Source organism: Brevundimonas sp. M1A4_2e (assembly GCF_053345555.1).
In genome coordinates this window covers 367944-391632 of sequence record NZ_JBKFAI010000002.1, presented here as the reverse complement: position 1 = coordinate 391632, position 23689 = coordinate 367944, and the positions used below count along the sequence as shown (strand labels likewise).

The following is a 23689-nucleotide window of genomic DNA, read 5'->3' as shown; positions in this document are numbered from 1 at the left end:
ACAAGGGTTTCGGATGATTCTCACGCCCCATGGCTCAGTCGTGCGCCCGTCGAACAGAACCCGCTAAAGCGGCAAGGCCTAAGTCTTATCCGCCTGCATCTGCGCCCGCATCGCCGCCCAGCGTTCCAGGCGCGCCTTGACCTTCTCCTCATGGCCCTCGCCCTTGGGCTTGTAGAAGGAGCGGCGCTCCATTTCGTCGGGGAAGAAGTCGGCGCCCGAGAAGCCCTCGGGCGTGTCGGGGTCGTATTGGTAGCCCTTGCCGTAGCCCAGCGACTTCATCAGCTTGGTCGGGGCGTTGCGGATATGCGCCGGCGGCATCAGAGAACCGGTCTCGTGGGCCGCCTTCTTCGCCGCCTTGAAGGCTTCGTAGACGCCAACCGACTTGGGCGCGGTGGCCAGATGGACCACCGCCTGCGCCAGGGCCAGCTCGCCCTCGGGGCTGCCGAGAAAATCGTAGGTATCCTTGGCCGCATTGGCGACCAGGATGGACAGGGGGTCGGCCTGACCGATGTCCTCGACCGCCATGCGCACGATGCGCCGCGCCAGATACAGCGGGTCCTCGCCCCCGTTCAGCATTCGCGCCAGCCAGTAGAGCGCCGCGTCCGGGTCCGAGCCGCGCACCGACTTATGCAGGGCCGAGATGAGGTTGTAGTGCTCCTCGCGCGACTTGTCGTAGGCGGGGGCGCGTTTCTGCAGCACGCCCGCCAGGGCCTGCACGTCCAGCGGCTGCACGTCTGTCAGATCGAACAGCACCTCGGACATGGTCAGCAGGTAGCGGCCGTCGCCGTCCGCCAGGGCCAGCATGGCCTGCCGCGCTTCCGGCGTCAGCGACAGAGGCTTGCCCATCAGCGCCTCGGCCCGGTCCAGCAGCCGGTCCAGAGAGGCGTCGTCCAGCCGCTTCAGCACATAGACCTGGCTGCGCGACAGCAGGGCGCCGTTCAACTCGAAGCTGGGGTTCTCCGTCGTGGCGCCGACCAGGGTGACGATCCCCTCCTCCACGAAGGGCAGGAAGCCGTCCTGCTGGGCGCGGTTGAAGCGGTGGATCTCGTCGACGAACAGCAGGGTCTGCTGCCCCGCCGCTCGGCGCATCCGCGCCGCCTCGAACGCCTTCTTCAGGTCGGCCACGCCCGAGAAGACGGCGCTGATGGACTGGTATTCATAGCCCGCCGCCTTGGCCAACAGGCGGGCGATGGTGGTCTTTCCCGTCCCCGGCGGCCCCCACAGGATCATGGAGCCGAGGCGCCCGGCCTCGATCATGCGGCGGATGGGGCCGCCCTCGCCCAGCAGGTGATCCTGGCCCACCACCTGGTCCAGCGCCTGCGGGCGCAGACGGTCGGCGAGCGGCGCGTCGGGAGGATGAATGCCGGAGGCTTCGAACAAATCAGTCATGGAACGCTCTAGATAGGCGTTCGTTCGGGCGACTGCACCCGCTACAACGCCTCCAAGGAGGAATCGCATGACAGAACCCAAGCCCGATCAGGGACCGCGCGGCGGGGTGACGCCCCATCTGACCATTCCCTCGCGCGGCGCGGCCGCAGCGATCGAATTCTACGCCCGCGCCTTCGGAGCCGAGGAAGTCATGCGGATGCCCGCCGAGGACGGCGAGCGCCTGATGCACGCCCATCTGCGCATCAACGGCGGCAGCCTCATGCTGGCCGACGAATTCCCCGAATGGACCGGCGAGGCCGACATCAAGCCGGTCGGCGTCAGCCTGCATCTTCAGGTCGACGACGCCGACGAATGGTGGGGCCGCGCCCTGGTCAACGGCGCCATCCCGGTCATGCCGCTGGAGGACCAGTTCTGGGGCGACCGCTACGGCCAGGTCCGCGATCCGTTCGGCCACCTGTGGAGCATCGGCGGGCCGGTGAAGGGCTAGGCTTCTCCTCCCCATTTCATGGGGAGGTGGATCGGCGGCGCAGCCGACGAGACGGAGGGGCTTCTTGGTTACGCCGTCGCAAGGCCCCTCCACCGCTTCGCGGTCCCCCTCCCCCACATAGTGGGGAGGAAAACTCGGAGGCTTACGGCAGGCGCCCGGTCAGACGGCGCCCGCCGCGTACGATCACCAGCTCCGAGCCCCGCTGCGCCCGGCCCAGGGCGGCGACCGTCGTGACGGCGCGGCCGTCGATCTGCACCACCAGGTCATTGGGACGCAGGCCGATGCGGGCCGGGATGCTGTTGCGCTGCAGGCCCGTCACCACCACGCCGCTGGTGAAGGGATCGCCGCCCAGACGGTCCGCCAGCGCCGGGTTGAGCGCCACGCCCTGAAGACCCGCCAGAGCCCCCTGCCCCACGACCGTTCCCTGCCCCGGATCGGCATCGCCCGGCAGAGTCGAGACGCGGGCGTTCAGCGTCTGGGTCCGACCGTCGCGCAGCACGGTGACGGCGACCGTCGAGTTCGGCGACTTGGTGCCGACGCGGAAGTTCAGGCCGCCCTGATCATTGACCTCGGCGCCGTCGATGGCGGTGATCACGTCGCCCTGCTGAATGCCTGCGCGCGCGCCCGGGCCGCCGGGGTAAACGTCGGTGACCATCAATCCTTGCGGTCGCTCAAGGCCCAGGCTGCGGGCGATGTCGGCGCTGACGGTGTCGCCCTTGACGCCCAGCCAGGCGCGCTCGACCGCCTTGGCCCCGCCGACCGCCGAGTCCACCACCCGCTTGACCATGGCCGCAGGGACGGCGAAGCCGACGCCGCTGGACGAGCCCGAGCGCGAGAAGATCGCCGTATTGATGCCGATCAGTTCGCCGTCCATGTCCACCAGGGCGCCGCCCGAGTTGCCCGGATTGATCGGCGCGTCGGTCTGGATGAAGGAGCCGGAATCGCTGATGCCCGTCTCGGTCCGGTTCAAGGCCGAGATGATGCCGTTGGTCACAGTCTGGCCGACGCCGAACGGGTTGCCGATGGCCAGCACCAGATCGCCGACCTGCTGCTGTTCCTGATCGTCGATGCGCAGGACCGGCAGGTCGCCGTCCAGGTTTTCCAGTTGCAGTACGGCGATGTCGGACCGCTCGTCCGCCAGCAGCACCTTGGCCGGATATTCGCGCCGGTCATTTAGAGTGACGCGGATCTGCTGCATGTTCTGGATGACGTGGTTGTTGGTCACCACGATCCCGTCGGGGCGCACAATCACGCCCGAACCGATGGAGCCGGTGACGCGCGACTGCGGCCCGCCGCCGAACAGTTCGAAAAAGGGATCACGCACCTGCTGGATGCCGCGCGCCGAGATGTTCACCACGGCGGGGGCGGCCTCGCGCACCACGGGGGCGAAGCTGGTCTTCAGCGCCCCGGCGTCGCGCGGGGCGACGCGGGGCTGTTCGGCGAAGACGCCTTCCTGCGCCTTGGTGGGCTGCGGCTGGCCGCAGGCGGACAGGATCAGGGCGGCGGCGATGGCCAGTCTGGAAGTTTTCATCTCGTCCCGATTTTTATCAAGCTTGGGCGTTTCGTTCATTCCGCCTCGGCTTTTCGACAGGATCAAGGCCCTCGTTCGCTCAAAGGCGCGGCGGCGATCAAACGGACGTGACCCCGTCCCGTTCCGCCGCGTGCCGAGAGATCGCCGATCAGCGCACCGTGACTGGCAGGGTATCGTTCGGATCGCCGTCGCCGCGCGGCGCGGTCACGCCCAGCAGGCGCGCCAGGAAGGGCTGGACGTCGACGCTGTCCAGGTTCTGCAACCGCCGCCCCGCGATCACGCCGGGACCGTGGGCGATGAAGACGGCCTGCATCTCGGGCGCAGCGTTGTCATACCCGTGGGCGCCGCCGGGCTTGGTCACCGGCCGCGCCTTGGTCGCCAGCAGCCAGCCGGGCTCGGACGCGCAGACGATAGCCGAGACGCGCGGGTTGGAGCCAAGGACGAAGCGCGCCGGAATCTCGCTCTTGCGCCAGCAGTCCAGGTGAGGGCGCGAGCCCAGTAGGGCCTGCTCGACCTCGGCCTCGCGGCCCGCGACGGGGTTCAGGAAGGCGACCGCGCCCGAATAGACGATCTGCACCGCCTCGGGATCGATAATGTCGTCCAGCACGGTGACGCGGTCGGGCGAAGTCGCCGCCATGCCGTGGTCCGACACCACCACCACCATGGTGTTGTCATACAGGCCCCGAGCCTTCAGCCCCTCGACCAGACGCCCGACGGAGGCGTCGACCGAACGCAACGCTTCCAACGTCTGCGGCGCGTCGGGGCCGTGGTTGTGGCCCATGGTGTCGACGATGTCGAAATAGAGGGTCGTCAGGGCCGGGCGCTGGGCGGCGGGAAGGTCCATCCAGGCCAGCACCTGATCAACGCGGGCGTCGCCCGGCATCGACTGGTCGAAAGGCGTCCAATAGGTGGGACGCACGCCGCGAATGTCGGCCTCGGAGCCCGGCCAGAACATGGTGGCCGTCTTCACGCCCTGCCGCTCGGCCGAGACCCAGATCGGCTCGCCCTGATCCCACCAGCGGCGATCGGTGACCGCCTGCTTGTTGCCAAGCGAGAAGCGGCCCAGTTCGGCGTCGACCATGTTGTTGCCGACGATGCCGTGGTGATCGGGGTGCAGGCCGGTGACGAGCGTATAGTGGTTGGGGAAGGTCACGCTGGGGAAGGAGGGCTTCATCGGCCCCGACGCCCCCTCGGCCGCCAGCTGCGCCAGCACCGGCGTCGCCCCGCGTTGCAGATAGTCCGCGCGGAAGCCGTCGATGGAGATCAGGATGACGTTCGGCGCCTGAGCCGTTTCGACCGGCGGCGGGGGCGGCGTGGTGGCGCAGGCGGCGACGGCCAGCGTCAGGACGGCGGCGCGCGCCAGCCCGAACAGACGATCAAACATGAGGAACTCCCGACAAACCGACTTCGCGAACATTGCCTAAGCTTAATCCGCGACAGACAGAAGACGGCTTGCCGGTTTTTCAACCGCGGGCCACGTTCCCCTTCATGACCAGCGTTATCGAAACGAACGGCCTGACCAAGACCTATGGCGCGGTGCGCGCCCTTGACGGCCTCAGTCTCAGCATACCGCGCGGCGGGGTCTATGGGGTGCTGGGGCCGAACGGCGCGGGCAAGTCGACCCTATTCCGCATCCTGCTGGGCCTGATCCGGCCCACAGCGGGCGAGGTGCGGGTGATGGGCCAGCACGCCGGCGATCCGGCCGTGACCCGGCGCATGGGCTCGATGATCGAGACGCCGCGCTATCCGCCCTATCTAACCGCGTGTCAGGCGCTGCACTGGCTGGCGCTGGCGCACGGCATGGGCGCTGACGCTGAGACCGACCGCTGGCTGGATCGTGTCGGCCTGTCCGAGGCGGCGGACCGCAAGGTGCGCGGCTTCTCGGTCGGCATGATGCAGCGACTGGGCGTCGCCGCCGCCCTGATGACCCGGCCCGATCTGGTCATCCTGGATGAACCGACCAGCGGCATGGATCCCCCCGGCATTCAGGAGATGCGCGCCCTGATCCGCAGTCTGGCCGACGACGACGGCGTCACCGTCGTTCTGGCCAGCCACCAGTTGCTGGAGGTCCAGCGCGTCTGCGACCGCGTCGCCATCCTGAACCGGGGCAAGCTGGCGGCCGAGGGCAGGGTCAGCGACCTGACCGCCTCGGGCGAGCGGCTGCGCCTGTCGGCCACGCCCCTGGCCAAGGTCTTGGCCGTGCTGGGCGAGCGGGGCAGCGTTCAGGACGACGCCGTCATGGCCGCCATTTCCCGCGCCGAGGCCCCTGCCCTGCTGCGCGCCCTGATCGAACAGGGCGTGGACATCGACGAGGCCCGCTGGGTCGGCGCCGATCTGGAAAGCGTCTTCATGACCGAAACCTCTTCCGTCGAGGGAGGCCGCCCATGATGCTGGCCGACGCCATCCGCGCCGAAACCTGGCGCCTGCTGCAGAACCGCACGGCGGTATTCTGGAGCGTCGTTTTCGTGCCCCTGATCTCGCTGGGGCTGGCGACCGCAAGCTTCCTGTTCATTCGGTCCAAGATGGACGGGGCGATGCAGACCCTGCCGGTCGAACTGAAACTGACCGCCAGCGCCGTCGATCTGGGCCAGTCGCTGGTCGATGCGGCGGGCGGGCTGGCCAATCCGGGCGCGCTGGCCTTCCTGTTGATCGGCGCGGCCACCGTTTTCGCCGGCGACTACCGCTGGGAGACCTGGCGGTTGATCACGGCGCGCAACACCCGGCCGAACCTGATCATGGGCAAGGTGGGCGCGGTCAAGCTGATGACCCTTGCCGGGCTGTTCCTGCTGTTGATCGCCGGCCTGGGCGCTGATGTCGCCAAGGGCGTGATCTTCGGGCGCAGCTTCACCTTCGGCTTCGGCGGCGAACAGGCGCAGGCGTTCGGCCTGCTGGCGCTTCTGTCCTATGTGCGGGTGGTGCAGTTCCTGCTGCTCGGCCTGCTGGCGGCGACAGTGACGCGGTCCCTGCTGGCGGCGCTATTCGTGCCCCTGGTCATCGGCGTCGGCCAGTTCTTCCTGGCCAAGCTGAGCCCGCTGTTCGGCTGGCAGATGGGCGACTGGGCGACGATGCTGCTGTTGCCCGGCGACGCCTTCGAAGTGCTGAAGGTTCTGATCAAGGGCGGCATGGAGGCCGCCCTAGTACCCGCAGGCGCCGCCTGGCGCGCCATCGCGGGACTAGCGCTGTGGAGCTTCGGCCCCTTCCTTCTGGCCCTGGCGTGGTTTCAGCGGCAGGACCTGTCGAAGGAGTAGAGTCTTTCCTCCCCACTGCGTGGGGAGGGGGACCGCGTAGCGGTGGAGGGGCTTAGGGCTACGGAACCAAGCGGCCCCTCCGTCTCGGCGGCTACGCCGCCGATCCACCTCCCCATGTCATGGGGAGGAGAAACCCAGCGCCTTCTCCATGAAGACGTCGGCCCGAACATAGGGCGTGTCGCGCGGCGGCAGGCGGACAAAGCCGAAGCTGTCATAAAGCGCCAGCGCGGGGCCGAGCGTCGAACTGGTCTCCAGATAGAGGCGATGCGCGCCCGCCTCACGGGCGGCCGCCTCGCAGGCGTCCAGCAGTCGGCGCGACAGCCCCTGACCGCGCGCGGACGGCGCAATAGTCATCTTGGCGACCTCAAAACCCCCGTCGTCCATCGCCATGAGGGCGCAGCAGCCGACGGCCTGACCCGCCTGCTCGACGAAGAAGATGCGGCCGCCCGGCGTCAGGATCTGCCCCTCGGGGTCGCTGAGCACCTTGCGGTCCTTGGCTTCGATGGCGAAGCCGCCCTCGGCCAGCCAGGCTTCGTTCAGGGTGCGCCAGGCGTCGCGATGATCTGGCCGATAGGCGACGATGGCGAAGGCTTCCCCGCTCATGCCGGCGCCCCCCGGCAGTGATCCGCGAAACCGGCGACGAAGGCGGTCAGGCGACGGCGCGCATCTGCGTCGATCAGGCGGCCCTCGGCGTCGAAGGCGTCGCCCGCGCGTGTGACCATCACCCTTGCCCCGAACCAGGGCGCCGCGCCCAGGGTGCGCAGCACCGGCAGCCAGGCCGCCTGGCTCATCAGCGTCCCGAACGGTCCGGGCGAGGCGCCCAGCACCGCTACCGGCCGCCCGCCGAACACCCGTGCGATGTCTGAACTGGGCCGGCTGAGCCAGTCGATGGCGTTCTTGAACGGGCCGGGGATGGAGTTGTTGTATTCGGGCGTGAACAGCATCAGTCCGTCGCTGTCGGCGATCAGATCCTTCAGCGCGACCACGGCGTCGGGCAGGCCCTGCTCGGCCTCCAGATCGCCGTCATAAAGAGGGATGCCATGGATGGTCGCGGCGATCAGCTCCACATCCGGCGGAGCCGTCTCCTGCGCCGCGCGCAGCAAGGCGCTGTTGTAGGAGGCCGCCCTCAGGCTGCCCGACAGTCCGACCAGACGCATTTCAGTCCTTCGTCTCCGCTAGCGTCGCCTTATCGGGCGACGACAGCCTTTCGCCGTGAATTTGCTGCTCGGCGCAACCCTCGACCAGAAAATCCAGCAGCATGCGCACCGAAGGCAGCAGCCCCCGCCGCGACGGGAAGACCGCGTGGACGATCCACTTCTTGGGCCGCCAGTCCGGCAAGAGGTCGATCAGCCGCCCCGCCTCCAGGTCGCGCATCACCGCCACGCTGGGCAGCAGACCCACGCCCAGGCCGTTCAAGGCGCCTTCGTGCAGCATGTGCAGGTCGTCGGTGACCAGACGCGGCGCATGGCGCACCGACGCCGTCATGCCGTCCTTATGGTTCAGCGCCCACACATGATCACGATGCGCCGGACCGAAATCCACACTGGGCCAGCCCGCCAGATCGGCCGGACCGGTCGGCAGCCCCATGCGGGCGATCAGGTCCGGGCTGGCGACCAGGCGATGCACGCTTTCGTCCAGTTTACGCATGACCAGATCGGTCTGCTCCAGCGGCGGCTCGCGCACGCGGATGGCCAGATCAAACCCTTCGCCGATGACGTCCACCCGACGGCTGGTGCTGTGAAGCTGCACCTCCAGCTCGGGATACAGGGCCATGAAGCGCACGATCAGCCCGCTCATCTGATAGGTCAGCAGACCCGGCGCGCAGGCGACGCGGATCGTGCCGCACGGCTCGGACCGGGCGCCGTCGATCAGGGCCTGAGCGGCCTCGGCTTCGACCAGCATGGCGAGGCAGTGCTGGTAATAGGCCTGGCCGATCTCGGTGACGGAAAACTTGCGCGAGGACCGCTGGATCAGCCGCGTGCCCAACTGGTCTTCCAGCGCAGCGATGCGGCGGCTGAGCTTGGATTTCTGCATCCCCAGCGCCCGCGCCGCCGGAGCGAAGCCGTGGTGGTCCACCACCTGCACGAAATAATAGAGGTCGTTGAGGTCTCTCATCGTCCTATTGATAGGACGCAGCGAGGCGATTTCGCAATCTGTCCCTGTCGGCGTTCCAGCGTCATAAAGTCTTCAACGCGATCGGCCCTGCCCCCAGCGGCCGATCCAACTAATGGAGACTAAACCATGAAGAAGGTTCTGGGCCGTTACGGCAACGAGCGCGGCCACTGGGTCGGCGACGGCTTCCCCGTCCGTTCGCTGTTTTCCTACAACGCCGCAGGCAAGCAAGTGAGCCCCTTCCTGCTGCTCGACTACGCCGGTCCGTACAACTTCGAGCCGACGACCGAGCGGCGCGGCGTGGGCCAGCATCCGCACCGCGGCTTCGAGACCGTGACCATCGTCTATGACGGCGAGGTCGAGCACCGCGACTCGACCGGCCAGGGCGGGATCATCGGCCCCGGCGACGTCCAATGGATGACGGCGGGCGGCGGCATCCTGCACGAGGAGTTCCATTCTCCGGCCTTCTCGCGCACCGGCGGCCCGTTCCGCATGGTTCAACTCTGGGTCAACCTGCCCGCCAAGGACAAGATGACCCGTCCCGGCTACCAGTCGATCCTGAACGCCGACATTCCGACCGTTTCCCTGCCTGACAATGCAGGAACCGCGCGGATCATCGCCGGCGCGATGAAGGGCTCGAAAGGACCGGCCACGACCTTCACTCCCATCAATGTGTGGGACGTGCGGCTGAACCGGGACGCCGAGACGACGCTGGATCTGCCCGAAGGCCACACGGCCATGGTGGTGGTTCTGTCGGGTCATGTCACGGTCAACGGCGACCAGCCGGCCGGCGCCGCCGAGGCCCTGCTGCTGGACCGCCAAGGCGACAGCGTGACCCTGAGCGCCGATGCCGACACGACCCTGCTGATCCTGACCGGTGAGCCGATCGACGAGCCCATCGTCGGCTATGGCCCCTTCGTGATGAACAGCGAGGACGAAATCCGCACCGCCATCACGGACTTCAACAGCGGCCGCTTCGGCGACATCCCCGCCGCAGCGTGACACACTGAGCAACAGGCGGCCCGGCCAGCGCCGGGCCGCCCCCCCTTTCAAGGAGGCCCCCCATGATCGAACTCGTCATCGACCAGCGCCGCAAAGACCTCGGCGGCTTTGAAGTCGGCCGTGTCCTGCCCTACGCCAAACGCCGCATGGTCGGCCCGTTTGTCTTCTTCGACCACATGGGCCCGGTGGATATGCCTGCGGGCATTCCCAAGACGGTCGACGTCCGTCCGCACCCGCACATCGGCATCTCGACCCTGACCTATCTATTCGACGGCGAGATCACCCACCGCGACAGCCTGGGCGTCCAGCAGGACATCCGTCCGGCCGAGGTCAACTGGATGACGGCGGGCAGCGGCGTCACCCACTCCGAACGCTTCGAGCGGGCGCGGATGGAAGGCCTGCGTCTTGAGGGCATCCAGGCCTGGGTCGCCCTGCCCAATGGTCAGGAAGAGATCGATCCGTCCTTCCAGCACGTCGTCCCCGGCGACCTGCCGACCTGGATCGAGAACGGCGTCAAAGGCCGTCTGGTCGCGGGCGAGACCATGGGCATGAAGGCGGGCGTCAGCACCTTCTCGCCCCTGCACTACCTGCACCTGGAGCTTGAGCCCGGCGCCCGGTTCCAGACCCCGACCGACCATTCCGAAAGCGCCGTCTACGTCGTTCAGGGGCTGGTCGAGATCGACGACGGCAGGCCCCTGGGTCACGGCCAGATGGCGGTGCTGTCCAAGGGATCGCCATCGGTCATCCACGCCCTGCAGCCAACCACCGTCATGGTGTTGGGCGGCGAGCCGGTGGGCGAGCGTTTCATCGAGTGGAACTTCGTTTCCTCGTCGCAGGACCGGATCGAACAGGCCAAGGCCGACTGGCGCGCCGGGCGCATGAAGCTGCCCGACATGGACGATCAGGAGTTCATCCCCCTGCCGCCCGACCGCACGCCGCCTCCCCCGCCCATGTCCTGAAACGGCTCCGCTGCAGTTCAGGCCCGCAGCGTGGCCCCGCCGTCGACGTACAGGTCCGTCATGGTGATGTGGGCGGCCCGGTCGGACAGCAGGAAGACCACAGCCTCGGCGATGTCTTCCGGCGTCGCCAGCTTCTGCAGCGGGATGCCCGCCTTGAACGTCTCGGGCGAGCCGGCGATGACGCGGGCGGCGCCGTCTTCATCCGCCCACATGCCCGTCTGCATCGGCGTCAGGGTCGAGCCGGGAGCGACGATGTTGCAGCGGACGCCCTTCGGCCCCAACTCCAGCCCCAGACAGCGGGTGAACATGGTCGCCGCCGCCTTGGACGCGGCATAGGCCGCCATCGCATGACGCGGCACGCCCGCAGCATTGGAACTGACGGTGACGAAGGCCCCCTTGCCCCGCTCGCCCATCCGGCGCGAAACTTCACGGCCCAGGTGGAAAGGCCCATCCGTATTGACCGCGAAGACTCGGCGCCATTCGGCGTCTGAGGTCTGATCCACCGTCACATTGGACAGGACGCCCGCCACGCTGGCCACCAGGTCGATGGGGCCGTCCTCGCCCTCGATGCGCTCGAACAGGGCCTCGACCGCCGCGCCGTCGGATACGTCCAGCGGCTCGATGCGGACGCCCTTCAGGAAGGCCAGACCTGACAGTGCGGTGGACGGCAGGTCGGTGGCGACCACGCGCGCGCCCTCCTCGACCAGCAGGCGCACCACGGCCGCGCCGATGCCGCCCCCCGCGCCCGTGACCAGGGCCAGACGGCCGGACAGTCCGCTGTCTCTCATCGTGTCGTATCCTCTGCGGCGGTCATGCGGGCGTCCAGCGCCGGGGCGATCAGGGCCGTCGCCGCCGGGCCGGTCAGTTGCGGGTGCAGGAAGGGAACCTCGACCACGTCCAGATCGGCGGCGTAGGGGCGCCATAGGCCCGGCGTCAGGTCGCGCTCCGTGTGATCCAGAGCCGCGCGGACGTGGGTGGTGCGGCCTCCGAAAGGCTTGTGATGGTGTTCGCGCACCAGCCGATTGGTGTCCATCACCACGCGGATGACCCCGTCCAGAGCCGCCTCGGGCAGGCCGCCCAGCGCGCTGTCGCCCGCCTTCAAAAAGGCGAGGATGGCCGCACGGCTGCGCAGTTCGGGATACTGGGTCGGGTCGTAGCCGGCGATGGCCAGAAGCGCGCGCAGGGCGTCCACCGGGTCGGGCTCAGGCTCGGCGCGCCAGCACTCGGCCGGATAGGAATCCAGCATGGCCATCAGGCCGACCTTGACCCCGCGCCGCTCCAGCTCGACCGCCGCCGCCTGGGCGATGATGCCGCCCACGGACCAGCCGGCGATATGGACCGGGCCGGGCGCGCCCAAGGCCAGAATATGATCGACATACACCGACGCCAGGGCGTCGATCCCGTCCGGCAAGGCGTTATCGGGGTCCAGCGCGGGCGACTGCACGCCCCACACCGTGCGGCGCGGCGACAGGGCGCGCGCCAGGGTGCGATAGCCCCACGACAGCCCCCCTGCCGGGTGGATCAGGAACAGCGGCGCCAGGGCCGCATCGCCCTCGGCCAGACGGATCAGGACGCCCAGCCCGTTGTCGAAGTCCAGCGCCTCCGCGTCGATCAGGGCGGCCAGTTCCGCCACGCGCGGTCGGTCGAACAGGGCGCCCAGGCCTGGATCGCGCCCCAACCGCTCGCGGATCAGCATCATCAGATGCACGGCCAGCAGGGAGTCGCCGCCCAGGGTGAAGAAGTCGTCGTCCGCGCCCGCCGGTTCGGCCCGGCCCAGCGTCTCGGCGAAAAGTTCGGCGATGACTTTCTCGGTCGGCGTCTCGGCCGCCCGGCCCGCTGCGGCCTCGAACACCGGGGCGGGCAGCGCCTTGCGGTCCAGCTTGCCGTTGGAGGTCGTCGGCAGGGCGTCCAGCGCCACCATGGCGGCGGGGACCATGTAGTCAGGCAGGCGCGCGGCCAGCTTCGCCTTCAGCGTGGCGGGGTTGTAGCCCTCGGACGGGACCAGATAGGCGACCAGACGGCGCTCTCCCGGCCGGTCCTCGCGCGCCAGCACCACCGTCTCGCGCGCCAGACCGCTGGCGATGACGGCGGCTTCGATCTCGCCCAGTTCGATGCGCAGGCCGCGGATCTTCACCTGATGGTCGCTGCGGCCCAGATAGACCACCGCCCCGTCGGCGCGCCGGCGCGCCACGTCGCCGGTGCGATACAGGCGCTGGCCCGGATGGTGCGGGTCGGGGATGAAGGCGGCCTCGGTCAGGTCGGGCCGGTTCAGATAGCCGCGCGCCAACTGGACGCCGCCCAGATGCAGGTGGCCGCCCATGCCGGGCGCCACGGGGCGCCGCCGCTCGTCCAGGATGACCAGCCGGGTGTTCCACACCGGCCAGCCGATCGGCATGGGGCGGGACGTATCCTCCGGCCCGGCGGCCCAATAGCTGACGTCCACCGCCGCCTCGGTCGGGCCGTAGAGGTTGTGCAGTTCGGCGCTGACCGTCTGATGGAAGCGGTCGCGCAGTTCGGCGGGCAACTCCTCGCCGCTGCAGAAGACGTGGGCGACCGTGATCCCCTTGGCCGCCGGATCGGCCAGAAAGGCCGACAGCATGGAGGGGACGAAGTGCAGGTCGGTGATCGCATGGCGACGGATCAGCCCGGCGATGGCGGCCGGATCGCGGTGCGCGCCGGGCGGGGCCACGACCAGTTCGCCGCCGGAAATCAGCGCCAGGAAGAACTCCCACACAGACACGTCGAAAGTGGCGGGCGTCTTCTGCAGGATGCGGGTGTGGGCGCCGATGCCGTATTCGGCCTGCATCCACAGCAGGCGGTTGACGATGGCCCGATGCTCGACCAGCACCCCCTTGGGATCGCCGGTCGACCCCGAGGTGTAGATGACATAGGCCGCGTCATCGCCCGCTTGCGCCACGGCAGGCGCAGCCCCGTCCAGCGGCCATTTGGCGGGCGCCAGCAGGGCCTCGCCAAACGCGCCGCCGATATCTTCATGAGCCAGCACGACGCTCGGCCCGGCGGCGCGGACGATGGCGGCGATCCGCTCGGCCGGATGCTCCAGATCCAGCGGCAGATAGGCGCCGCCTGCGCGCAGGGTCGCGACAAGCGCGATCACCAACTCCAGCGAACGCGGCAGGGCCACGGCGACGAGGCTTTCGCGCCCCACGCCGCGCGCCGCCAGCGCCGAGGCCAGCGCCGCCGTGCGGCGGTCCAGTTCGGCGTAGGTCAGGGTCTGCTCGCCGAAGGTCAGCGCCGAGGCGTCCGGCGTCGCCTGCATGGCCGCCTCCAGCAGGGCGGTCAGCGTCGTGTCAGGCACGGGATGGGCGGTGGCGTTGAAGACTTCCAGTTCGCGCACGGCCTCGCTCGGCGTGGCGATGGGAACCTCGCCCAGCGTCTCAGCGTGGAGCGCATTGGTCAGGAAGGCGGCCAGACGCTCTGCGTGAGCCCCGGCCTCCTCCAGCGTGTAGAGGTCGGGGTTGGCGTCGACCTCCAGCGTCAGGACCGGGGCGGCGTCGCCGCGGAAGGTGAAGCTGATGTCGTCGACAGGGCCGGTGCCCAGCACCTTCAGCGTCGTGTCCAGTCCCGCAAAGCGCGGCGGCAGGTCGAACGGCAGGACGTTGACCAGCGGCCCATACAGACGCCGCGCCCCGCCGATCAGACCCAGGTCGCGCCGCAGTTGCTCGCTGCGATAACGGCCGTGGCGGCGGGTCTTGATCAGCGCCTTGGAGGCCAGGATCAGCTGCTCGTCCAGCGGCGCGTCCTCGTCCAGCGTCAGGCGCAGCGGCGGGACGTTCATGATCATGGCGGGCGTGCGCGCCGAGGCGCTGCCCATGCGCCCCATCCACGGCACGCCGATCACAGCCTCTTCAGCGCCCGAGAAACGGCGCACATAGGCGGCGCCGATGGCGGTCAACACGTCGGGCCAGGACAGGCGCCCGGCGTCAGCGCGGGCGCGCAGGCGGGCCGTGACCTGCGGCGGCAGGGCGCGCTCGATGCGGTGGAAGCGGTGGGCGGTCGTCGCCTTGCCGGGCGCCAGAGAGGCGACCTCGGGCGCGTCGCCCATGATCTCGCGCCAGTAGGCGGCGTCGGCCGTGCGCTTGTCCGAAACGCGATAGGCGGCGTCTTCCTCCCACACCTTGGCGATGGGGTTGAAGACCGGACCGGACGCCGGGCCGCCGCGCGCGGCGTTGTAAAGCTCGGCTGTGCGGTTGGTCAGCAGGGCCATGCCGAAGCCGTCGGTGGCCAGATGATGAACGCGCAGGCTCCACAGGAAGCGTTGCGGCCCCATCAGGAACAGGATGTTGGCGGCCAGCGGGTCGCGCGTCGGGTCCAGCGGCGTCTCGTGATCGCGGCGCATAGCGGCCATGGCCTCGGCGACCGGATCGGCGGCGGCGGACACGTCGACGATCTGAAGCAGCGGACGATGGGCTGGGTCGAGAGTCTGGAACACCTCGCCGTACTTCTCAACGAAACGCAGCGACAGGGCCTCGGCCTCGGCGGCGGTCTGATCGACGGCGGCGCGGAAGGCCTCGACGTCCAGATCGCCCCGGATGTCGAGATAGTGGGCCGTGTTGAAGATCGGGTTGGCCGGGTCCAGCCTCTGGGCGAACCACAGGCCGGATTGGGCTTCCGTCAGCGGGTGTTCCAGCGCCGCCGCCATGCGTCCGTCGTCCATGACGTCAGGTCAAGCGTCGTGGCCGGCGGCGCGCAGGCGCGCCTGAACCACGCTCCACCAGCCTGCGAGCGTGGTGTGTTCGGCCAGTTCGCTGAACTCCAGCGGCACGGCCTCGCTCCACGCCAGCGACAGGTTGAGGGCGCGTAAGGAGTCGACGCCCAGGTCCATCAGATTGTCGTCGTCCAGAATGGAGTCCGGCGTTTCGTGCAGCACGGCGGCGACATCGGCGCGCATGCGCTCCAGCGTCAGATCCTGCGGGGTCAGCTTGGTCATGTCAGTCGTTCCAGAACGCGCGCCGTCGAAAGGGCCACGGCGCAGGTGTCGGCGGCCCAGGCCACCGCGCCCATATGCTTGTCGCGCGAGAAGTCGCCAAGCGCATCGGCGACGAAGAAGGGTTCGATATCGCGCTGAAACGCCTCGGCGGCCGTCAGCTGGCAGCCGATGTGGGCGTAGACGCCGCAGACGATCAGCTGGTCCCGCCCCCGCGCGCGCATCAGCGTCTCGAGGTTGCTGCGCTGGAATGCGCTGTAGCGGTGCTTGACCAGAGGGAAGTCGCCCGGCGCCGGGGCCAGTTCCGGCAGGATGTCTTCATGCTCGGGCGCGCGGCGCATGCCCGGTCCCCACAGGTCGGCCTGCAGGCCCCGATCGCGGCGATCCTGATCGCCATGCTGGGCGGTGTAGAAGACGGGAACGCCCGCCGCCCGCGCCGCCGCGATCAGGCGGGCGATGTTGGCGATCAGCCCTGGCAGCGGCTCGGCGCCCGGCGCATAGGGGCGCATGAAATAGCGCTGCATGTCGTGGACCAGCAGGGCGGCGCGATCATGCTCCAGCGTCCACAGGGCGCGCGAGGCGGGAATCTCCGCCTCGGTCGGCAGGGCATAGGCCGGGACGGTGGGCAGGCCCTTTGATGCAGTCACGCCTTGCCCTCGTCTTCCAGAATGCGCTTACGCAGGGCGGCGCGCAGCTCGCGGCGGCTGACCTTGCCGACAGCCGTCACGGCGAAGTCTTCCACGAAGACGATCTGATCCGGCACCTTGAAGTCGGCGATGTCGCGCTTGCGCATCCAGGCCTTCAGCTCGACGCCGCGCGGCGCGGCGCCGTTGGGGATGATGAAGGCGCAGATACGCTCGCCGAGATAGTCGTCCGGCACCGACACCACGGCGGCGTCGAACACGGACGGGTGGGCCAGCAGGTGATCCTCGACCTCCTCGGCCGAGATCTTCTCGCCCGCGCGGTTGATGTGGTCGGTGGCCCGCCCCATGACGACGAGGTAGCCCTCGGGCGTGCGGCGCACCACGTCGCCGGTGCGATAGAAGCCGTCGTCGGTGAAGGACCGCGCATTGGCCGCTGGTTCGTTGTGATAGGCGCGGATCGTATAGGGGCCGCGCGTCAGCAGGTTGCCCGGCTCGCCCTCGGCGACCGGCGCGCCCGCATCGTCGACGATCAGGATTTCGTCGTCAGGGCTGATCGGGCGTCCTTGCGTTTCCACGATCAAGCTCTCGGGGTCGTCCAGCCGGGTGTAGTTGACCAGCCCCTCGGCCATGCCGAACACCTGTTGCAGGGTGCAGCCCAGTTCGGCGCGCACGCGCCGCGCCGCCTCTGGCAGGAACTTTGCGCCGCCGACCAACAGCACCTCAAGACTGGAGATGTCGTGGGTCTTTCGCGGCGCCGCCTGCATCCACAGCAAGGCCAGCGGCGGGACCAGGCCAGTGATCGTCACCCCTTCGCGCTCGATCAGGGGGAAGCAGGCGTCCGGCGACGGCGACGGCGACATCACCACCGTCGCCCCGACATAGAGGGCGCCCAGATAGCCCGGCGAGCTCATCGGGAAGTTATGCGCGGCCGGGAGGGCCGTCAGATAGACGCTGGACGCGCTGAGTTTCGAGATCACCGCGCTTTCGCGCACGCTGTACAGATAGTCGTCGTGCGTGCGCGGGATCAGTTTGGAGAGGCCGGTCGAGCCGCCCGAAATCTGCAGGAAGGCGACGTCGGACGGATCGGCGTCCTCGGTCGGCAAGGAGGCCGCATCGGCGCGGAAGGCGTCGAAGGATGCGAACTCCTCCGCCTCGCCCACCACGACCACATGGCGCAGTTCGGGAACCTCGGCCTGAACGGCGCGGGCCAGGACGCGGTAGTCGAAGCCCTCATGTCGGTCGGCCACGACATAGGCCGAGGCCTCGGCCCGGCGCAGGAAGTGGACAATCTCGGTCGAGCGGTGCGCCGGCAGCGCATAGACGGGGATCAGCCTGGCCCGGAACAGACCGAAGATCACGCTGAGGAACTCGGGCAGGTTCGGCAACTGCACCACGACCCGGTCGCCCGGCTTCAGCCCCAGCGCCAGGAACCCGGCAGCGGCCGTCTCGGCCTTTTCCAGCAGTTCGCCATAGGTCCAGCGCTGGTCCATGCCGACCACGGCGACGGCGTCGGGGGTCGCCTCGACGCGATCGCGCAGCAGTTGGGAGAAGGTCTCTCCACGCCAATAGCCCTTGGCGCGATAAAGGGCCGCCAGATCGTCCGGCCAGACCTGCTGCAGGGGAATCATACGCTCGCCTCATCCACGCCCAGGGCGCGCAGGACGGCCTGGAACTTACCTGACGTCTCGTCCGCCTCGGCGGCGGGGTCGGAGCCTTCGACAACGCCCGCCCCGGCATAGAGACGCGCCTGATCGCCGCACGTCTCGGCGCAGCGCAGCGAGACGTACCATGCGCCGTCGCCGAAGGCGTTGGTCCAGCCCACGGCCCCGGCATAGAAGCCCCGGTCATAGCCTTCAAGCGCGCGGATCATCTCAGCCGCCCGGTCGCGCGGCGAGCCGCAGACGGCCGGCGTCGGATGCAGCAGGGCGGCCAGTTCGGCGGCGGAGGTTTCATCGGGGCGATGCAGCCGCCCCTCGATGCGCGTGCCCAGGTGCCACATGGTCCGGGTCGAGACGAGCGCCGGTCCCGGCGGCGCGCGCAGGTCGCTGCAATAGGGCGCCAGCAGATCCATGATGGCCTCGACCACAAGGGCGTGTTCGCGGCGGTCCTTGTCCGAAGCCAAAAGGCTCTGCGCCGCCGCCTCGTCCTGCACCACGTCGACGCTGCGACGCGCCGACCCGGCCAGGGGGTGAGAGAAGACGGCGGGCCCGCGCTTGGAGACCAACAGTTCCGGCGTGGCGCCGACCAGACGGCGCATCGCCCCGCCAGCGCCCTCGCCCAGCGGCGTCAGGAAGCGCGCGGCGGTCGGGTCGGCCTTCAGGTCGCGCCACAGGGTGAAGGGGTCGATCGCGCCGTCGCCCTGAACCTTCAGGCTGCGCGAGAGCACCACCTTATTGATCGGTTCAGCGCCGCCGTGAGAAGCGCGCATGGCCGCAAGCGCCTGCCTCACCGCCGCCTCATAGGCCGCGCGCGAGGGCTCGGGCGTCAGGGCGCGGATCGAGGGGCGCGGCGCGCTCGAGCGCACATCCCAGATACGGTTGGCGGCGCGCTCGGGCAGGAACAGGCAGTCGTCGGCGCGGCGGTCGAACGGAAGCGCGCCGACCAGCAGGCGCGGCGACGGCTCATCGGTTTCCGGCGGGACGGGCAGATCAGCGAAGAAGCCGCGCACGCGCGCCCCCAGCGTCGCCGCCGGCCCCGGCGTCAGGCGCTGCCTCAGACCGGTGGTGAAAAGGCGGAGCTCCGGCGTGCTCAGTCCAAAGGCCCAGTCCATGTCGTCCTTGGGAGCGGCGGCCTCTTGCCGTTCGGATGCGCCGCCGCCGATCTGAACCGACAGATCGGGCGCGCCCCAAAACTCCGCTACTCTCAACTCCATGCTGATCCCTGCTGCACTCAAGCTGTTGCATATCATTCGCAACAATCGGCCTATAGCGGAGCAACCTTCGCGTTGTCTTGCGGCCAGATTAATTCCAAGCCGGTCTGGTCGTTTCGCCGCAGAGGTTTAGAAGGGCGCTCATGCGAATGCTAGTCATTGACGATGATGCCCGAACCCGCGCCTTCGTGGCCGAAGGGTTGCGCCAGCAGGGGCACATCGTCGATGAAGCCGGCGATGGAGAGACGGGCCTGCACATGGCGATGGAGGGCCAGTACGACGCCCTTGTCGTGGACCGTATGATGCCTGGCCTGCCGGGCCTGGAGGCCGTCCAGGCCATGCGCGCAGGCGGGCTGAAGACGCCGGTGCTGATGCTGACGGCGCTAGGTTCGGTGGACGATCGGGTGGCGGGGTTGAACGCGGGCGCCGACGACTATCTGGTCAAGCCCTTCGCCTTCAGCGAGCTGAGCGCACGGCTTCAGGCCCTGGTGCGCCGCCCGCCGTTGGCCGAGACATCGACGCGGCATCGCGTGGCGGATCTTGAGGTCGACGTCGCCGCCCACCGGGCGACCCGCGCGGGCCGGACGCTGGACCTGACCCCGCATGAGTTCAAACTGCTGGAGCGGCTGGCCCGCAACGCCGGTCACGCGGTGACGCGCACCATGCTGCTGGAAAGCCTGTGGGGCTTCCACTTCGACCCGCGCGCCAATCTGATCGACGCCCACATCAGCCGCCTGCGCGCCAAGGTCGATCGCGGCTTCGATCAGGAGCTGATCCACACCATCCGGGGGGTGGGCTATGTCCTCAAGGCCCCGGACTGAGCCGAAGCGCCCCTCCGTCTGGTCCACCGCCAGCCTGCGCTACGCCGCCGCCTTCTCGCTCCTGTTCGGCCTGGGCGCTGCGGGGATGATCGCGGGCGTGGACTATGGGCTGATGCGCTTCGCCGAGGCCGAGGTCCGCGACGGGCTGAACCACCAGATGGACGTCATGCGGGCCGACGCCAACCGGCACGGCACGGCCCAACTGGTGCAGGAGCTGAACGCCGAGGCCCGCAACCGCGACGCCCGGCGCTATCTGCTGCTGGTGGAGGCGCCGGACGGCCGCACCTTCTCCAACGGTCTGACGCGGCTGGCGGTCAATGAGACCGGCTTTCGCCGCAACCTGCCGAACAAGGCGCGTCCCGCCCGCTGGCCCGACCAGACGCCGAACATGCTGACGCTGAGCGCGCGGGCGTCCGACGGCGGCCTGCTGGCGGTCGGACGCGACATCCAGCATCTGGACGAACTGCGCGGCGGCATCCGCCGCTATGCCCTGATGAGCGGGATCGTGCTGATCCTGTTGGCCCTGGCCGGAGGCTGGTTCGCCGGCCGGCTGTTCCTGCGGCGGCTGGAGGACGTCAATCAGGCGGTCGGCCGCATCATCGCCGGTCAGGATTCGGCCCGCCTGCCCGCCGTCGGCCTGGGGCGGGAGTTCAATGAGCTGTCGGCCAACCTCAACCGGATGCTGGACCGGCAGGAGGCGGCGCTGACGACGCTGAAGACCCTGTCCGAGGGCGTGGCCCACGAACTGCGCGCGCCGCTGAGCCGGGTTCGCCACCGGCTGGAGGACCTGGCCGCCAATCTGGATGACGCCAAGGCGCGCGAAGCCGCTGTCGAGCGCGCGCTTGAAGAAACGGACCAGGTCAGCGCCCTGTTCGAGGCCTTGCTGACCCTGGCGCGGATCGAGAGCGACGACGCCGCCTTGCAGACCGAACGGCTGGATCTCGCCGCCCTGGCCGCCACGGTGGCAGACATCTACAGCCCCTTCGTCGAAGAGGCGGGCGGGCGCCTGATCATCGCCTTGGCCCCAACAGGAACGATCGAGGCCGACCCTGCCCTGCTGCAACAGGCGCTGGCCAATCTGATCGAGAACGCCGTCTTCCACGGCGGCGGGCAGATCGAGGTATCCACGACCAGCGAGGGCGGCCGGGCGATCATCCGCATCGCCGACCACGGCCCCGGCGTGCCGGAAACCGAGCGCGACAAGGTCCTGCGCCGCTTCTATCGCCTGGATCAGGGCGCGAGCGACCATACGTCCGGGGCAGGTCTGGGTCTGGCCATGGTGGCGGCCGTCGCGCGGGCCCATGGCGGCGAGCTTCGACTGGACGACAATCAGCCGGGACTGGCGGTGGAGCTGGCGCTGCCCCTCACCACTGCGAAGGCTTAAGTCTCGTCTGGCGCGCGCCCCGATCTTGCGGTCGCGATCGGCTTCCCCCTTATATTCCCGAGAGGCCGACAGATCGGTCGCAAGCTCCAGGAGGCCACTCATGCCAGACGGTTTTCCGCAGGGAACCGTGCATCAGGCGGCCGCCGACCTTCAGGACGCCCTGAAAGCAGACGACGAGGTCTTCGACCTGTGGCGAAACCTGACCCCGCTGGGCCGTAACGAGTTCATCTGCTGGGTCGATGACGCCAAACAACCTGCCACGCGCCAGCGACGCATCCGGCGGACCGTAGAGGAACTGCGAGAGGGCAAGCGCCGTCCCTGCTGCTGGGCGGGCTGCATCCATCGCACCGACAAGACCCCCAGCCGATGGCAGCAGGCCGTTCTGATCGACCAGAAGACTAAGGGCGCGTCCAAGCCCTGACGCGCCCTCGCCTTCTTTCGTCTGTCGCCCGTATTTATTGAGCGGCGACCGCCTTGGCCGTCTCAGCGGGTTTGCCGCCGCGCGCGATGAAGGCGCGCATATGCTCCTCCAGCGTGTTCAGCGGCACCGAACCCAAAGCCAGGATTTCGTCGTGGAACGGGCGCGGATCGAAACGCTCGCCCAGGGCGACCTCGGCCTCGCCGCGCAGGCGGCGGATGGTCAGCTCGCCCAGCTTGTAGGACAGGGCCTGACCAGGCCAGCTGATGTAGCGGTCCACCTCGGTCTCGACCTCGTGGCGCGACAGGGCGGTGTGACCCGCCAGATAGTCGATGGCCTGTTCGCGCGACCAGCCCTTCAGGTGCACGCCGGTGTCGATCACCAGACGCGCCGCGCGCCACATCTCGTAGCTGAGGCGGCCGAAGTTCTCGTAGGGCGTGCGATAGATGCCCATCTCGACGCCCAGCCATTCCGTATAGAGGCCCCAGCCCTCGCCATAGCCGGAGAAGTAGGTGTGGCGACGGAAGGTCGGCCCTGCGTCCTGCTCCTCGGCCAGCGCCATCTGGAAGCTGTGGCCCGGCGCGCATTCGTGCAGGGTCAGGGCCGGGATGTTGTACAGCGGCCGGCTAGGCAGGTTATGGGTGTTCATCTGGCAGGCTTCCAGCCCGCCGCGCCCCGCCGTGTAGAAGGGGGCCAGCGCCTCAGGCACCTGAATGATGGTGTAGCGACGGCGCGGCAGCTTGCCGATCAGCTTGCCGATCTCGCCATCGGCCCGCACGGCGACCCAGGCCGACACCATCATCAGCTCGTCCGGCGTCTTGGCGTAGAACTGCGGATCCGTGCGCAGGAAATGCAGGAACTCGTCGAACGAGCCGGTGAAGCCCGCGTCGGCCATCGTCTGGCGCATCTCGGCCTGGATGCGGGCGACCTCGGACAGGCCGATCTGGTGGATCTCTTCGCCGCTCAGTTCCAGCGTCGTATATTTGCGGACCTGGGATTCGTAGAAGGCGACGCCGTCGGGCATGTCGCGGGCCGCCAAGGTGGTGCGGGCGCGCGGCTGATACTCGTTCAGATAGAAGTCCAGCAGCGACCGATAGGCCGGGATCACCGCCTCATTGATGACAGTCGCGGCCTCGGCGCGCAGGCGCGCCTGGTCGGACGCCGAAACGGTCGAGGGCATCTGGCGGAAGGCGGCGTAAAAGGCGTTGGCCTCGGCCGTGTCGGTGATGAAGTTGGTGATGGAGGCTTCGCGGCCTTCCAGCGTCACGCGCGGCACGCTGAACCCGCGCGCCAGACCGTCGCGCATATTGGCCTTCTGCTGGTCGAAATAGCGCGGGATGTCGCGCATCCGCGAGATAAAGGCGCTGTAGTCCTCGGCGGTGCGCAGGCTGCGCGACTGGTCCAGATAGGTCCAGAAAGAGCTGTCGCTGTTGAACGGCATCTCCCACTGGCGGGCCTGACCGTCGATCAGGGCGTGCTCCAGATTGGTGCGGAAGACGGCGGCGTTGATGCGGTCCTCGTCCGACAGTTCGTCCAGAGAAATGCCGTCCAGTTGCTGCAACAGCTCGCGCACATAGGTCAGGCGCTGCTGCTGGGCCGCCGGGCTGACGTCGGCCAGACGGTCGGCCGGGCCATACTCGCCGTCAGCGCCTTTGACCCGGCCGGTGCGGGCCATGCTGGTTTCCGTTTCCGCCTCATAGAGCGCCTTCAGCCGCGCTCCGGCCTGCTGCATCGGCACGGCGGACGGGGAGGCCTCGGCGGCGAACGCCGCCGCCGGCACCGACGCGACCAGAAGGGACGAAACGGCGCAGGCCGTCAGCAGCAGGGTTCTCATGATACTGTTCCTATTCTTACCAGCGCGGGCGTCGGCCGAAGCCTGG

The 23689-nt window shown here is 68.9% G+C and carries 21 protein-coding genes; 8 read left to right on the top strand and 13 right to left on the bottom strand.

The window, feature by feature from the left end:
* Positions 1 to 78: 78 nt before the first annotated feature.
* Positions 79 to 1389 (bottom strand): replication-associated recombination protein A, encoded by a 1311-nt coding sequence (locus tag ACLBV5_RS06460; protein WP_447605160.1) that lies wholly within the window; start codon positions 1387 to 1389, stop codon positions 79 to 81.
* A 67-nt stretch (positions 1390 to 1456) separates the two neighbouring features.
* Here ACLBV5_RS06460 and ACLBV5_RS06455 point away from each other — a divergent pair, with 67 nt between their 5' ends.
* Positions 1457 to 1876 carry a VOC family protein gene (locus ACLBV5_RS06455; protein ID WP_024353942.1) on the top strand — a complete coding sequence of 140 codons (420 nt, stop codon included), beginning with the start codon at positions 1457 to 1459 and terminating at the stop codon, positions 1874 to 1876.
* A 142-nt stretch (positions 1877 to 2018) separates the two neighbouring features.
* Here the strand turns inward: ACLBV5_RS06455 and ACLBV5_RS06450 are convergent, their stop codons facing one another.
* Together ACLBV5_RS06450 and ACLBV5_RS06445 are read right to left on the bottom strand one after the other, a co-directional pair.
* Positions 2019 to 3407, bottom strand: coding sequence for a Do family serine endopeptidase (locus ACLBV5_RS06450; RefSeq protein ID WP_278069370.1), 1389 nt, complete (start codon positions 3405 to 3407; stop codon positions 2019 to 2021).
* A 148-nt stretch (positions 3408 to 3555) separates the two neighbouring features.
* Positions 3556 to 4791 (bottom strand): alkaline phosphatase family protein, encoded by a 1236-nt coding sequence (locus ACLBV5_RS06445; RefSeq protein ID WP_447605159.1) that lies wholly within the window; start codon positions 4789 to 4791, stop codon positions 3556 to 3558.
* Between the two features lie 104 nt (positions 4792 to 4895).
* Here ACLBV5_RS06445 and ACLBV5_RS06440 point away from each other — a divergent pair, with 104 nt between their 5' ends.
* Both ACLBV5_RS06440 and ACLBV5_RS06435 read left to right on the top strand, forming a co-directional pair.
* On the top strand, positions 4896 to 5795 hold the full coding sequence (locus ACLBV5_RS06440; RefSeq protein ID WP_447605158.1) for an ABC transporter ATP-binding protein: 900 nt from the start codon (positions 4896 to 4898) through the stop codon (positions 5793 to 5795).
* Complete coding sequence (locus tag ACLBV5_RS06435) at positions 5792 to 6655, top strand: hypothetical protein (RefSeq protein ID WP_447605157.1); 864 nt, start codon at positions 5792 to 5794, stop codon at positions 6653 to 6655. Before ACLBV5_RS06440 ends, ACLBV5_RS06435 begins: the two co-directional genes overlap by 4 nt.
* 117 nt (positions 6656 to 6772) lie before the next feature.
* Here ACLBV5_RS06435 and ACLBV5_RS06430 read toward each other — a convergent pair whose 3' ends face one another.
* From ACLBV5_RS06430 to ACLBV5_RS06420, 3 genes are read right to left on the bottom strand one after another with little or no spacing between them, the layout of a single operon-like run.
* Positions 6773 to 7258 (bottom strand): GNAT family N-acetyltransferase, encoded by a 486-nt coding sequence (locus tag ACLBV5_RS06430; RefSeq protein ID WP_447605156.1) that lies wholly within the window; start codon positions 7256 to 7258, stop codon positions 6773 to 6775.
* Positions 7255 to 7812 (bottom strand): NADPH-dependent FMN reductase, encoded by a 558-nt coding sequence (locus ACLBV5_RS06425; RefSeq protein WP_447605155.1) that lies wholly within the window; start codon positions 7810 to 7812, stop codon positions 7255 to 7257. Before ACLBV5_RS06425 ends, ACLBV5_RS06430 begins: the two co-directional genes overlap by 4 nt.
* Before the next feature lies 1 nt (position 7813).
* Complete coding sequence (locus ACLBV5_RS06420; RefSeq protein ID WP_447605154.1) at positions 7814 to 8770, bottom strand: LysR substrate-binding domain-containing protein; 957 nt, start codon at positions 8768 to 8770, stop codon at positions 7814 to 7816.
* Between the two features lie 126 nt (positions 8771 to 8896).
* Here ACLBV5_RS06420 and ACLBV5_RS06415 point away from each other — a divergent pair, with 126 nt between their 5' ends.
* Both ACLBV5_RS06415 and ACLBV5_RS06410 read left to right on the top strand, forming a co-directional pair.
* On the top strand, positions 8897 to 9769 hold the full coding sequence (locus tag ACLBV5_RS06415) for a pirin family protein (protein ID WP_447605153.1): 873 nt from the start codon (positions 8897 to 8899) through the stop codon (positions 9767 to 9769).
* Positions 9770 to 9831: 62 nt separating this feature from the next.
* The gene (locus ACLBV5_RS06410) at positions 9832 to 10728 is read left to right on the top strand and encodes a pirin family protein (RefSeq protein ID WP_025977633.1); all 897 of its coding nucleotides are present in this window, start codon (positions 9832 to 9834) and stop codon (positions 10726 to 10728) included.
* 17 nt (positions 10729 to 10745) lie between these two features.
* Here the strand turns inward: ACLBV5_RS06410 and ACLBV5_RS06405 are convergent, their stop codons facing one another.
* The 6 genes from ACLBV5_RS06405 to ACLBV5_RS06380 are packed head-to-tail and all read right to left on the bottom strand — an operon-like array spanning position 10746 to position 19210.
* On the bottom strand, positions 10746 to 11516 hold the full coding sequence (locus tag ACLBV5_RS06405; RefSeq protein ID WP_025977634.1) for a 2,3-dihydro-2,3-dihydroxybenzoate dehydrogenase: 771 nt from the start codon (positions 11514 to 11516) through the stop codon (positions 10746 to 10748).
* Positions 11513 to 15403, bottom strand: a complete 3891-nt coding sequence (locus ACLBV5_RS06400; protein WP_313633172.1) for an amino acid adenylation domain-containing protein — start codon at positions 15401 to 15403, stop codon at positions 11513 to 11515. Before ACLBV5_RS06400 ends, ACLBV5_RS06405 begins: the two co-directional genes overlap by 4 nt.
* A gap of 9 nt (positions 15404 to 15412) precedes the next feature.
* A complete protein-coding gene (locus tag ACLBV5_RS06395; protein ID WP_024353927.1) occupies positions 15413 to 15676 on the bottom strand; it encodes a phosphopantetheine-binding protein in 264 nt (87 codons plus the stop codon).
* Positions 15673 to 16320 carry an isochorismatase family protein gene (locus ACLBV5_RS06390; RefSeq protein ID WP_313633173.1) on the bottom strand — a complete coding sequence of 216 codons (648 nt, stop codon included), beginning with the start codon at positions 16318 to 16320 and terminating at the stop codon, positions 15673 to 15675. Before ACLBV5_RS06390 ends, ACLBV5_RS06395 begins: the two co-directional genes overlap by 4 nt.
* Entirely contained in the window at positions 16317 to 17945 is a 1629-nt protein-coding gene (locus ACLBV5_RS06385) for a (2,3-dihydroxybenzoyl)adenylate synthase (protein WP_447605152.1), read from the bottom strand. Before ACLBV5_RS06385 ends, ACLBV5_RS06390 begins: the two co-directional genes overlap by 4 nt.
* Positions 17942 to 19210 carry an isochorismate synthase gene (locus tag ACLBV5_RS06380; protein WP_447605151.1) on the bottom strand — a complete coding sequence of 423 codons (1269 nt, stop codon included), beginning with the start codon at positions 19208 to 19210 and terminating at the stop codon, positions 17942 to 17944. Before ACLBV5_RS06380 ends, ACLBV5_RS06385 begins: the two co-directional genes overlap by 4 nt.
* 119 nt (positions 19211 to 19329) lie before the next feature.
* Between ACLBV5_RS06380 and ACLBV5_RS06375 the strand changes: the two genes are divergently transcribed.
* The 3 genes from ACLBV5_RS06375 (at position 19330) to ACLBV5_RS06365 (ending at position 21812) form a co-directional block, all read left to right on the top strand.
* Entirely contained in the window at positions 19330 to 20007 is a 678-nt protein-coding gene (locus ACLBV5_RS06375) for a response regulator (protein ID WP_208542125.1), read from the top strand.
* Positions 19985 to 21391 (top strand): sensor histidine kinase, encoded by a 1407-nt coding sequence (locus tag ACLBV5_RS06370; protein WP_447605150.1) that lies wholly within the window; start codon positions 19985 to 19987, stop codon positions 21389 to 21391. Before ACLBV5_RS06375 ends, ACLBV5_RS06370 begins: the two co-directional genes overlap by 23 nt.
* Positions 21392 to 21491: 100 nt before the next feature.
* Positions 21492 to 21812: a YdeI/OmpD-associated family protein gene (locus tag ACLBV5_RS06365; RefSeq protein ID WP_447605149.1), complete on the top strand. Its 321-nt coding sequence runs from the start codon at positions 21492 to 21494 to the stop codon at positions 21810 to 21812.
* A 34-nt stretch (positions 21813 to 21846) separates the two neighbouring features.
* Here the strand turns inward: ACLBV5_RS06365 and ACLBV5_RS06360 are convergent, their stop codons facing one another.
* Positions 21847 to 23643 (bottom strand): DUF885 domain-containing protein, encoded by a 1797-nt coding sequence (locus ACLBV5_RS06360; protein ID WP_447605148.1) that lies wholly within the window; start codon positions 23641 to 23643, stop codon positions 21847 to 21849.
* Between the last annotated feature and the right edge of the window lie 46 nt (positions 23644 to 23689).

Bases quoted from the DNA above. Each gene is read 5' to 3' on its own strand.
- ACLBV5_RS06460 (WP_447605160.1), bottom strand. From the start codon at position 1,389: ATGACTGATTTGTTCGAAGCCTCCGGCATTCATCCTCCCGACGCGCCG.
- ACLBV5_RS06455 (WP_024353942.1), top strand. From the start codon at position 1,457: ATGACAGAACCCAAGCCCGATCAGGGACCGCGCGGCGGGGTGACGCCC.
- ACLBV5_RS06450 (WP_278069370.1), bottom strand. From the start codon at position 3,407: ATGAAAACTTCCAGACTGGCCATCGCCGCCGCCCTGATCCTGTCCGCC.
- ACLBV5_RS06445 (WP_447605159.1), bottom strand. From the start codon at position 4,791: ATGTTTGATCGTCTGTTCGGGCTGGCGCGCGCCGCCGTCCTGACGCTG.
- ACLBV5_RS06440 (WP_447605158.1), top strand. From the start codon at position 4,896: ATGACCAGCGTTATCGAAACGAACGGCCTGACCAAGACCTATGGCGCG.
- ACLBV5_RS06435 (WP_447605157.1), top strand. From the start codon at position 5,792: ATGATGCTGGCCGACGCCATCCGCGCCGAAACCTGGCGCCTGCTGCAG.
- ACLBV5_RS06430 (WP_447605156.1), bottom strand. From the start codon at position 7,258: ATGAGCGGGGAAGCCTTCGCCATCGTCGCCTATCGGCCAGATCATCGC.
- ACLBV5_RS06425 (WP_447605155.1), bottom strand. From the start codon at position 7,812: ATGCGTCTGGTCGGACTGTCGGGCAGCCTGAGGGCGGCCTCCTACAAC.
- ACLBV5_RS06420 (WP_447605154.1), bottom strand. From the start codon at position 8,770: ATGAGAGACCTCAACGACCTCTATTATTTCGTGCAGGTGGTGGACCAC.
- ACLBV5_RS06415 (WP_447605153.1), top strand. From the start codon at position 8,897: ATGAAGAAGGTTCTGGGCCGTTACGGCAACGAGCGCGGCCACTGGGTC.
- ACLBV5_RS06410 (WP_025977633.1), top strand. From the start codon at position 9,832: ATGATCGAACTCGTCATCGACCAGCGCCGCAAAGACCTCGGCGGCTTT.
- ACLBV5_RS06405 (WP_025977634.1), bottom strand. From the start codon at position 11,516: ATGAGAGACAGCGGACTGTCCGGCCGTCTGGCCCTGGTCACGGGCGCG.
- ACLBV5_RS06400 (WP_313633172.1), bottom strand. From the start codon at position 15,403: ATGGACGACGGACGCATGGCGGCGGCGCTGGAACACCCGCTGACGGAA.
- ACLBV5_RS06395 (WP_024353927.1), bottom strand. From the start codon at position 15,676: ATGACCAAGCTGACCCCGCAGGATCTGACGCTGGAGCGCATGCGCGCC.
- ACLBV5_RS06385 (WP_447605152.1), bottom strand. From the start codon at position 17,945: ATGATTCCCCTGCAGCAGGTCTGGCCGGACGATCTGGCGGCCCTTTAT.
- ACLBV5_RS06375 (WP_208542125.1), top strand. From the start codon at position 19,330: ATGCGAATGCTAGTCATTGACGATGATGCCCGAACCCGCGCCTTCGTG.
- ACLBV5_RS06370 (WP_447605150.1), top strand. From the start codon at position 19,985: ATGTCCTCAAGGCCCCGGACTGAGCCGAAGCGCCCCTCCGTCTGGTCC.
- ACLBV5_RS06365 (WP_447605149.1), top strand. From the start codon at position 21,492: ATGCCAGACGGTTTTCCGCAGGGAACCGTGCATCAGGCGGCCGCCGAC.
- ACLBV5_RS06360 (WP_447605148.1), bottom strand. From the start codon at position 23,643: ATGAGAACCCTGCTGCTGACGGCCTGCGCCGTTTCGTCCCTTCTGGTC.